The 8,513-nt window shown below is 62.0% G+C and carries 8 protein-coding genes and 1 pseudogene; 5 read left to right on the top strand and 4 right to left on the bottom strand.

Annotation, left to right across the window (positions count from 1 at the left end):
* Positions 1-134: 134 nt before the first annotated feature.
* A complete protein-coding gene (locus VFL62_RS08255; protein WP_325171878.1) occupies positions 135-1,676 on the bottom strand; it encodes a malonyl-CoA synthase in 1,542 nt (513 codons plus the stop codon).
* Positions 1,677-2,058: 382 nt separating this feature from the next.
* Here VFL62_RS08255 and VFL62_RS08250 point away from each other — a divergent pair, with 382 nt between their 5' ends.
* The 3 genes from VFL62_RS08250 to VFL62_RS08240 all read left to right on the top strand — a co-directional run bounded on the left by VFL62_RS08250 (position 2,059) and on the right by VFL62_RS08240 (position 4,280).
* Positions 2,059-2,613 carry a fasciclin domain-containing protein gene (locus VFL62_RS08250; RefSeq protein ID WP_325171877.1) on the top strand — a complete coding sequence of 185 codons (555 nt, stop codon included), beginning with the start codon at positions 2,059-2,061 and terminating at the stop codon, positions 2,611-2,613.
* Between the two features lie 180 nt (positions 2,614-2,793).
* Positions 2,794-3,423 carry a cytochrome b/b6 domain-containing protein gene (locus tag VFL62_RS08245; protein ID WP_325171876.1) on the top strand — a complete coding sequence of 210 codons (630 nt, stop codon included), beginning with the start codon at positions 2,794-2,796 and terminating at the stop codon, positions 3,421-3,423.
* Positions 3,424-3,494: 71 nt separating this feature from the next.
* A complete protein-coding gene (locus VFL62_RS08240; protein ID WP_325171875.1) occupies positions 3,495-4,280 on the top strand; it encodes a molybdopterin-dependent oxidoreductase in 786 nt (261 codons plus the stop codon).
* On the opposite strand, the gene VFL62_RS08235 is transcribed toward VFL62_RS08240, so the two are convergent.
* Complete coding sequence (locus VFL62_RS08235) at positions 4,263-5,492, bottom strand: YbfB/YjiJ family MFS transporter (protein ID WP_325171874.1); 1,230 nt, start codon at positions 5,490-5,492, stop codon at positions 4,263-4,265. The genes VFL62_RS08240 and VFL62_RS08235 overlap by 18 nt on opposite strands.
* A gap of 225 nt (positions 5,493-5,717) precedes the next feature.
* On the opposite strand from VFL62_RS08235, the gene leuB reads away from it, so the two are divergent.
* Positions 5,718-6,830, top strand: a complete 1,113-nt coding sequence (leuB, locus tag VFL62_RS08230; RefSeq protein ID WP_325171873.1) for a 3-isopropylmalate dehydrogenase — start codon at positions 5,718-5,720, stop codon at positions 6,828-6,830.
* A 64-nt stretch (positions 6,831-6,894) separates the two neighbouring features.
* Here the strand turns inward: leuB and VFL62_RS08225 are convergent, their stop codons facing one another.
* Positions 6,895-7,299, bottom strand: coding sequence for a hypothetical protein (locus VFL62_RS08225; protein WP_325171872.1), 405 nt, complete (start codon positions 7,297-7,299; stop codon positions 6,895-6,897).
* 157 nt (positions 7,300-7,456) lie between these two features.
* Positions 7,457-8,203, bottom strand: a complete 747-nt coding sequence (locus VFL62_RS08220; protein WP_325171871.1) for a hypothetical protein — start codon at positions 8,201-8,203, stop codon at positions 7,457-7,459.
* Positions 8,204-8,386: 183 nt separating this feature from the next.
* Between VFL62_RS08220 and VFL62_RS08215 the strand changes: the two are divergent.
* Positions 8,387-8,513: pseudogene (locus VFL62_RS08215) on the top strand (aspartate-semialdehyde dehydrogenase); the annotation flags it as partial.

Here is an 8,513-nt window from a genome sequence, read left to right as displayed (position 1 = left end):
TGAACAACTCGCCCGTTCGATTGTCGCCGCCCCGCACGCGCCACCTCCGAATCTCGCCGGAGCCAATGAATCACGGTCGCAGGTCGGCGGCGAGCGCCTTTTTCAACAGCCTGCTAGGGAATGGGCAGTAACGACTACTTACTCGCGTAAATATTCTTGTAGGTCTCGCGCAAGACGTTCTTCTGCACCTTGCCCATGGTGTTGCGCGGCAACTCGTCGACCACGAACACCCGCTTGGGCATCTTGAATTTGGCCAGCCGCCCGTCGAGCGCTTTCAGCACCGATGCCTCGCTGACATCGGCCTTCTTGTCGCAGACGATGACCGCGGTGACGCCCTCGCCGAAATCCGCATGCGGCACGCCGATCACGGCGGACTCGATCACGCCCGGCATGGCGTCGATCTCGCTCTCGATTTCCTTGGGATAGACGTTGAAGCCGCCGGAGATCACGAGGTCCTTGCCGCGGCCGAGAATGTGCACGTAATCCTTGGCATCGATCTTGCCGAGATCGCCGGTGATGAAGAAGCCGTCCTCGCGGAACTCGGCTTTGGTTTTTTCCGGCATCCGCCAATAGCCCTTGAAGACGTTCGGTCCCTTGACCTCGATCATGCCGATTTCGTCGCGCGGCAGTTCCTTGCCGGTTTCGGGATCGGTGACGCGCACGGAGACGCCGGGCAGCGCGTGGCCGACGGCGCCGGCGACGCGCTCGCCGTCGTAAGGATTCGACGTGTTCATGTTGGTTTCGGTCATGCCGTAGCGCTCCAGCACGGCGTGGCCGGTGCGGGCGAACCATTCGCGGTGGGTCTCGGCGAGCAGCGGCGCCGAGCCCGATACGAACAGCCGCATGTGCTTGGTGGTTTCCTTGTTCAGCGCCGGATTTTGCAACAGCCGCGTGTAGAAGGTCGGCACACCCATCAGCACGGTTGCGCGCGCCATCAGCTTGATGATCAGGTCGGGATCGAACTTCGGCAGGAAGATCATGGCGCCGCGAGCAAACAGCGTGACGTTGCTCGCCACGAACAGGCCGTGGGTATGATAGATCGGCAGCGCGTGGATCAGGATGTCCTTGTCGCTGAAGCCCCAGTAATCGACCAGCGTCAGCGAATTCGACGCGAGGTTATCGTGCGTCAGCATCGCGCCCTTGGAGCGTCCGGTGGTTCCCGAGGTGTAGAGGATGGCGGCGAGATCGCCGTTTTCGCGCGGCACGGTCGCGAAGCTCGACTGCGCTCTGTCTGCGGCCTCCGTCAGCGAGCCTTTGCCGTCAGACGCGAGGGTTTCGACTTTGGCGCCGACCTTGGCGGCGATCGTGGCAATTCCCGTCGCTTTCAGGGGATCGCACACCACCAGCGACGGTTCGGCATCGCCGATGAAATATTCGAGTTCATTGAGCGTATAGGCGGTGTTGAGCGGCAGATAGACCGCGCCGGCGCGGACGGTGGCGAGATAGAGCACAAGCCCGGTCACCGATTTTTCGGTCTGCGCGGCGACACGGTCGCCCGGCTTCACGCCGCGATCGACCAGCACATTGGCGATCTGTCCCGCGCGCGCGATCAAATCGCCATAGCTGATGTGCTTGCCATCGACGGTTTCGATCGCAAGGCGTTTTAAGTCATCGACCCCGTCAAAGAGGCGCGAAAACAGATTGGCGTTGTTGTTGGTTGTTTGTTGCGCGTTCATGCCATCATTCCGATCGGGGGCCGCGAAGGTCAAATCCTCGCCGCGAGCGGCCGCATCATCATATATTTCTCAGGGTCTCACTAGCAAAGAGGCGGTTCGCCGCGCAACCGCCGGATTGCAGGTTCTTGCGGCCGAAAACCCGGCTTTACGGCGGCGGGGACGCGGATGCTGATCCGAATTGGCGCGAGACGGGAAAGCAAATCACGTAAACGGTCGCAGATAGTTTCACTGCAGGCGAAGAAATTTTGTTCGAAACCGGCCGCGAAACCCTCCCGTAGCTCCGGCCAACGACGACGCAGTCAACCCCATTGATTGTCGTTGCCGTTGCATCCTCACCGGCCGCGGATCTCCGCGCGCCATTACCCATTCGGGAGACGTTTCCATGTCCAAGCGTATTGCTCTGCTCTCAGCCGTTGCTCTCAGCGCCTTCGCCCTGAGCGCAACCGTCGTTGGGCCCGTCAACGCGCAAGAAAAGACCGTCATGGTCGGCGGCGCCGCGATGTATCCGTCCAAGAACATCATCCAGAACGCGGTCAACTCGAAGGACCACACCACGCTGGTGGCGGCCGTGAAGGCCGCGGGCCTGGTCGAGACACTGGAAGGCAAGGGTCCGTTCACGGTGTTCGCGCCGACCAACGCCGCCTTCGGCAAATTGCCGGCCGGCACGGTCGACACCCTCGTCAAGCCCGAGAACAAGGGGACGCTCACCAAGATCCTCACCTATCACGTGGTCGCCGGGAAGCTCGATGTCGCCGATCTGACCGACGGCAAAATGCTGAAGACGGTCGAAGGCGAGCAACTGACCGTGAAGAAGTCCGATGGCAAGACCTGGATTGTCGACGCCAAGGGCGACACCGCCGCGATCACCATCACCAACGTGCATCAGTCGAACGGTGTCATCCACGTGATCGACACCGTGTTGATGCCCGCCTCGTAAACTACAACTTTTGCGAGCCGGGGTTCGCCCGGCTCGCATTTCTGCCCTCCTCGCATTCCCGTGACCGCCGGCGCTCCGGGCCGGGCGCAATATCCTGGCGTCCTCGGTGTTTTTGGCAGTAACGAAACCCGGCGTTTCGACGTATAAAGTGCGTGATCTGCTTTCGGAGACGGGAACATCATGTCAAGCATCGCAGCCGCCGAGGAAAAGACCGCGACCAGGGCAAAGGTCATTCAACCGGCCTGGGTGCGCGTGATGCACTGGATCAATGCGGTTGCGATCATCCTGATGATCATGTCCGGCTTGCAGATCTACAACGCTTCGCCGCTGTTCACGTCCCTCACCTTCTCGCATTCGATCACGCTGGGCGGCTGGCTCGGCGGCGCGCTGCTCTGGCACTTCGCGGCGATGTGGCTGCTGATGATCAATGGCCTCGCCTATCTCATCACGGGTTTCGCGACCGGGCGTTTTGCCAGAAAGCTGTTTCCGATTTCCATCCGCGGCATTATCGGGGATGCCCTCGCCGCGATGACCTTCAAGCTCTCGCACGATGACTTGAGCAAATACAATCAAGTGCAGCGGCTGCTCTATGCCGGCATCATCGTCATCGGGATCGTCATTGTGCTTTCGGGATTGTCGATCTGGAAGCCGGTGCAGCTGCAGTATCTCACCGCGTTGTTTGGCGGCTACGATATCGCGCGTTACGTCCACTTCTTCTGCATGGCCTCGATCGTCGCCTTCCTGGCGATCCATGTTCTTCTCGCCGTTCTGGTGCCGAAGAGCCTGCGCGCCATGATCATCGGCCGTTAGAGCATGAGCCGGAAAAGTTGAAACCGGTTTTCCGAAAGACTCATGCTCAAGCCATTAAAGGGAGACCCGTCATGGGCCGTCTTCGCAAGCTTCTGATCCCGGGCGTCGACAAGCAGTTGCTGATCAAGGACGCCACCAAGGCGATGCCTGATCTGGTTCGCCGCCGTTTCATTGCCGGCGGCGCCAGCTTCGGCGCGCTGACGTTGCTCACCGGATGCGATGTGCTGGATTCGTCTTCCGCCGAAGAGATGCTCAAGAAGGTCTCGAAATTCAACGACGCGTTTCAGGCCTTCATCTTCAACCCGGATGCGATGGCGCCGACGTTTGCGGAAAGCGCGATCACCAAGCCGTTTCCGTTCAATGCCTATTATGAACTCGACGATGCGCCGGAGATCGACGGCAAGGACTGGAAGTTCGAGGTGAGCGGGCTCGTCGAGAACAAGAAGTCATGGACGCTCGATGAACTTTACAAGCTGCCTCAGGTCAAGCAGGTGACGCGTCATATCTGCGTCGAAGGCTGGAGCGCGATCGGGAGCTGGACCGGAACGCCGCTGCGCGATTTCCTCAAGCTGATCGGCGCGGACACTAACGCCAAATATTGCTGGTTCCAGTGCGCCGACCGTGAAGGCTACAACTCCCCGCTCGACATGCGCACGGCGCTGCATCCGCAAACCATCATGGCCTTCAAATTCGCAGACGAAATCCTGCCGCGCGCCTACGGTTATCCGATGAAGATCCGAGTCCCGACCAAGCTAGGCTTCAAGAACCCGAAATACGTGGTCTCGATGGAAGTCACCAACGACTACAAAGGCGGCTATTGGGAAGACCAGGGCTACAATTCATTCAGCGGAAGCTGATGCCCGTCGTTGCGCGACGGGAACGGCGTCCGTTTTCAGTTTGCGCTGAAACGCGGTCGCGATAGCGCCAACGACCAGCAACAGGGCCGAGGCGTTCAAGGCATAGGACAGGCTGCCGAACGCGTCGGTGATCGCGCCGACGACCGTCGGTCCCAGGGTCTGGCCGATCCCGAAAGCAATGGTCATGGCCGCAATTCCCTTCGGCCAGGCTTCCGGCGGCGAGTTGAAGCGGACGAATGCGGTGGTCGATCCGACGATCGCAAAGAACGAGATGCCGAACACCACAGCCGAGACGGTCAAGATCAGCGCGGAATGGCCGGCAAGCGGCAACGCTGCGCCAAGCGCGTTGACGCCGAGGATGATCGTGGTCGAGAGACCGCCGCTGTCCCACGCCAGCACGCGCCGCCACACCCAGGGCGTGACGAAGGCGCAGGCACCGAGCAGACACCAGAACGCGCTTTGCGCCATCGCACCGCCGCCGGCATCGCGCACATAGGCGATCATGAAGGTCATGTAGGCGATGTAGCCCGCGCCGAACAGAAAATAGCCGGCGAGATAGATCAGGATCGGGCGGATCGCAAAGGGCGCAGATTTGGCAGCGCCCGGGCCGCTGCCGTCCCCGAGCGGCGCCATCAGCAGCGGAATCGTCAGCATCGCGGAGAGCAGCGTCATCGCCCACCACACCATCCACCACGAGCCCGGCCCCATCGCCTGCAGCACGAAAGGTGCGACCAGCCCGGACGTCACGATGCCAAGCCCGGGCCCGGCATAGAACAGGCTCAGGAGAAAGTCCGCGCGTGCCGGGTGGGTCTGGGCAATCCGCGCCGCCAGCGCGGCACCGGCGACAAAGGCCAGCGCAGCGCCGACGCCGACCAAAAGCCGGGCAAAGCTCAAGACGAAGAAATTTCCGGAGAGAGCACTGAGTGCAAGCGCGAGCAGGCAGGATAGCGTCGACCAGCGTACGGTCGCGGCGAGGCCAAATCGGCGTATCGCTGCTGCCGCAACAAAGGCGCCGGCGAGGTAGCCGGCCGCGTTGACCGTATTCATGAAGCCGGCCACCGAATACGACCAGCCCAGCGTGTCGCGCATGTCCGGTAGCACGAGCGAGTAGGCAAAGCGCCCGATGCCTAGTCCGACGGTTGGCGCCAGCGAGAGGATCAGGATCAGCGTTGCAGGGGATGCAGGCCGTTTCAGGGGATCGGAAAGGGTCACGGCGCGGTCTCCAGTAGATCGTCATATGACGCCAAGAGACCGCATTGCACAGAGCGCCACCAGCAATGGTGTCTTGCCATTGGCGCAACGGCGCATTAGCACTCCGCGCAGAATTTCCTCTGTCATTGCCGGGCTCGGCCCGCCTGCCAAAGCTCCTTTGATTCCGAAGTTCGCATCAGAGGCTGCCGCGATATCTTGCGAACTTCGGAATCGGAGCTCTAGATCATGGCGACCCACAAACTGCTGCTTCTTCCCGGTGACGGTATCGGCCCCGAGGTGATGGGCGAGGTCAAGCGCCTGATCGCCTGGATCAATGCGCAAGGAATCGCGCGTTTCGAGACCGAGGAGGGCCTGGTGGGCGGCGCCGCCTATGACGCCAGCAAACAGAGCATTACCGATGCAACCATGGCCCAGGCGAACGCCGCCGATGCCGTGATTTTCGGCGCAGTCGGCGGACCGAAATGGGACAGTGTCCCCTACGATGCGCGGCCGGAGGCCGGGCTTCTGCGCTTGCGCAAGGATCTCGGCCTGTTCGCGAACCTGCGGCCCGCCGTTTGCTATCCGGCGCTGGCGGAAGCCTCCAGTCTGAAGCGCGAGGTGGTCGAAGGGCTCGACATCATGATCGTGCGCGAACTCACCGGCGGGGTCTATTTCGGCGAACCGAAAACCATCACCGATCTTGGCAACGGCCAGAAGCGCGCGATCGACACCCAGGTCTATGACACCTACGAGATAGAGCGCATCGCGCGCGTCGCTTTCGATCTGGCGCGGAAGCGCCGGAACAAGGTGACCTCGATGGAGAAGCGCAACGTGATGAAGTCAGGCGTGCTCTGGAACGAGGTCGTCACGCAGGTTCATGCCCGCGAATACAAGGATGTGCAGCTCGAGCATCAGCTTGCGGATTCCGGCGGCATGAATCTGGTGAAAGCGCCGAAGCAGTTCGACGTCATCGTCACCGATAATCTGTTCGGCGACATGCTGTCGGATATCGCGGCGATGCTGACAGGCTCGCTCGGCATGCTGCCGTCGGCCTCGCTCGGCGAGATCGATGCCAAGAGCAAGACGCGCAAATCGCTGTTCGAGCCGGTGCACGGCTCGGCGCCCGATATTGCCGGCAAGGGCCTCGCCAATCCGATTGCGATGATTTCCTCGTTCGGAATGGCGCTGCGCTATTCGTTTGATCTTGGCGGGCTCGCCGACAAGATCGATGCGGCGATCGCGGCCGTTCTCGCCAAGGGAATGCGGACCGCCGACATCAAGTCCGAAGGCACGACGTCGGTGTCGACCGCGCAGATGGGCGAAGCGATCCTCAAGGAATTGCAGGCGCTGCACGCATAACGGCCGCAAATAATCGCGCCCGCGAAACGCGGGCGCGATGGCAACCAGGCGACGGTTCAAATCGTCAGTAGGGAAGCGGAATCCGCCCGGGATAGCCGCCCATGTCCGAAGGCGGGTTCAACGGCTGCCGGTCGATCGGCCGGTTGTTGTTCTCGCGCGCAAACGACGGATAGCCAACGTCCGGCGGGAACGCATAGTCCTGGAACTTGCGGTCGCCCGGCAGAACTTCCGTGCCCGCATCCAGCCAGGAGCGCTTGGTGATGAAGACGCGGGTATGCGGCCCTTGCTGGTAGGATACGTTCGGACCGCCCGATCCGTAGTAGATGCGGCCGCGGCTGTCGTATTGGCGCTTGGTTTCCTTCGCCGGCGTCTGCGCGCTGGCCGATGAGGCAGTGAAGCCGATCGTGCTGACGGCGAGCGCTGCAAACAACGCCGCAACCTTGCTCGCGGCTGAAATTCTTGGGGTCATCAGGTCCTCTTTTGGCGAGTAGCCGCCATTACTGCTTCGCCCACCATTGTAGCTGCGGGGCCCGGCCTCACAAGGTCAATCCGGCCACAGTCGCCGGGAATAAAGCGCCCGCCGGTCAAAAAGTCGCATGAAAACCAGTGCCTTGGGAGGGCCGCAATTACAGCGCGCCGCGCAACCCCGGGGTGTCCGACCGGGTCACCCAATCCGCCGAGGCGGCCGCCGGCGCCGCGCAGCCCGAGCGCTTGAGTTCGGCATGGGCGAACAGTTCAGCCAGTTTGGGCTCGTTTCCGGATGCGAGCAGCGTCAGCCGGTCGAGCATACAGCCGATCGCGGCCCGCCGCGCCGGCAGGCTGGTCCCCTGACATGACCAGCCGGAAATCTGCAGCATGACGGGGTCGCCAAAACGCTTGGCGAAGCTGAGGCAGGCCGCCGCCGGATCAAGGCGGCCGGCGCGCCGAACTAGCGCGAAGCTGCCGAATTTGCTTTCAATCATGCCGGCAGGCTCCAGCTCCTGCCGAGCGCCGTCGTCGGCCATCCGCACCGCCAAGTCCCCGGCCGCGGGCTCGGAAGCGGTGAACTCGCCGCCCGGGCGGTAGATTTCGAGTTCCGCGATGGCTTTTTCACCCGCCGAGGCCCAGTGGAAGACATCCTTGCGGCCGCCTGCGGGGTGCCGGAATATTTGGTAACTCTCTGATTTTTCAAGTGTATCAAGCGAGCTGACGGCAAAGGCCGGACGTGAACGCTCCGCCAGGACAAAATTCGGCGGAGCCGCCGGATCGGCGGTCATGTCGAGCTGCAGCTCGTCCCAGCCATGTACGGCGACAATGACAAAAAGCGCCAGCGCCCCCACATAGGCGATCAGGCGGGCCAGCGTCGCGTAGCATTCGTCGACAAAGCTGGTCAAAGCCGGATGGAAAGGATTTCTGGCGTGCGATTGCATCAGGGACCCGGCGCGCAAGACGCGCGGCGTGCTCTCGCGAGCGGGCCCGGTCTGACGTTGTCTTGACGGCGTTTCTCGCATAGAAGCGCGACTTCTTCCCTTTCGCGCGAGGCGAGGGGTTGAGCTTTTTTCTTCGGAGAGTGAACGATGGGTTACAAAGTCGCAGTGGTCGGCGCGACCGGCAATGTCGGGCGGGAAATGCTCAACATTCTGGACGAGCGCAAATTCCCTGCCGACGAGGTCGTGGCGCTGGCGTCACGCCGCAGCGTCGGCG

Origin of the sequence: Bradyrhizobium sp., from assembly GCF_035701725.1 — a bacterium.
In the GTDB taxonomy this organism is placed as follows: Bacteria; Pseudomonadota; Alphaproteobacteria; order Rhizobiales; family Xanthobacteraceae; genus Bradyrhizobium.
This window is presented reverse-complemented; position numbering and strand designations above follow the sequence as displayed.

Excerpts from the sequence above, each read along its gene's own strand:
- VFL62_RS08255 (WP_325171878.1), bottom strand. The coding sequence starts at position 1,676 with ATGAACGCGCAACAAACAACCAACAACAACGCCAATCTGTTTTCGCGC.
- VFL62_RS08250 (WP_325171877.1), top strand. The coding sequence starts at position 2,059 with ATGTCCAAGCGTATTGCTCTGCTCTCAGCCGTTGCTCTCAGCGCCTTC.
- VFL62_RS08245 (WP_325171876.1), top strand. The coding sequence starts at position 2,794 with ATGTCAAGCATCGCAGCCGCCGAGGAAAAGACCGCGACCAGGGCAAAG.
- VFL62_RS08240 (WP_325171875.1), top strand. The coding sequence starts at position 3,495 with ATGGGCCGTCTTCGCAAGCTTCTGATCCCGGGCGTCGACAAGCAGTTG.
- leuB (WP_325171873.1), top strand. The coding sequence starts at position 5,718 with ATGGCGACCCACAAACTGCTGCTTCTTCCCGGTGACGGTATCGGCCCC.
- VFL62_RS08225 (WP_325171872.1), bottom strand. The coding sequence starts at position 7,299 with ATGACCCCAAGAATTTCAGCCGCGAGCAAGGTTGCGGCGTTGTTTGCA.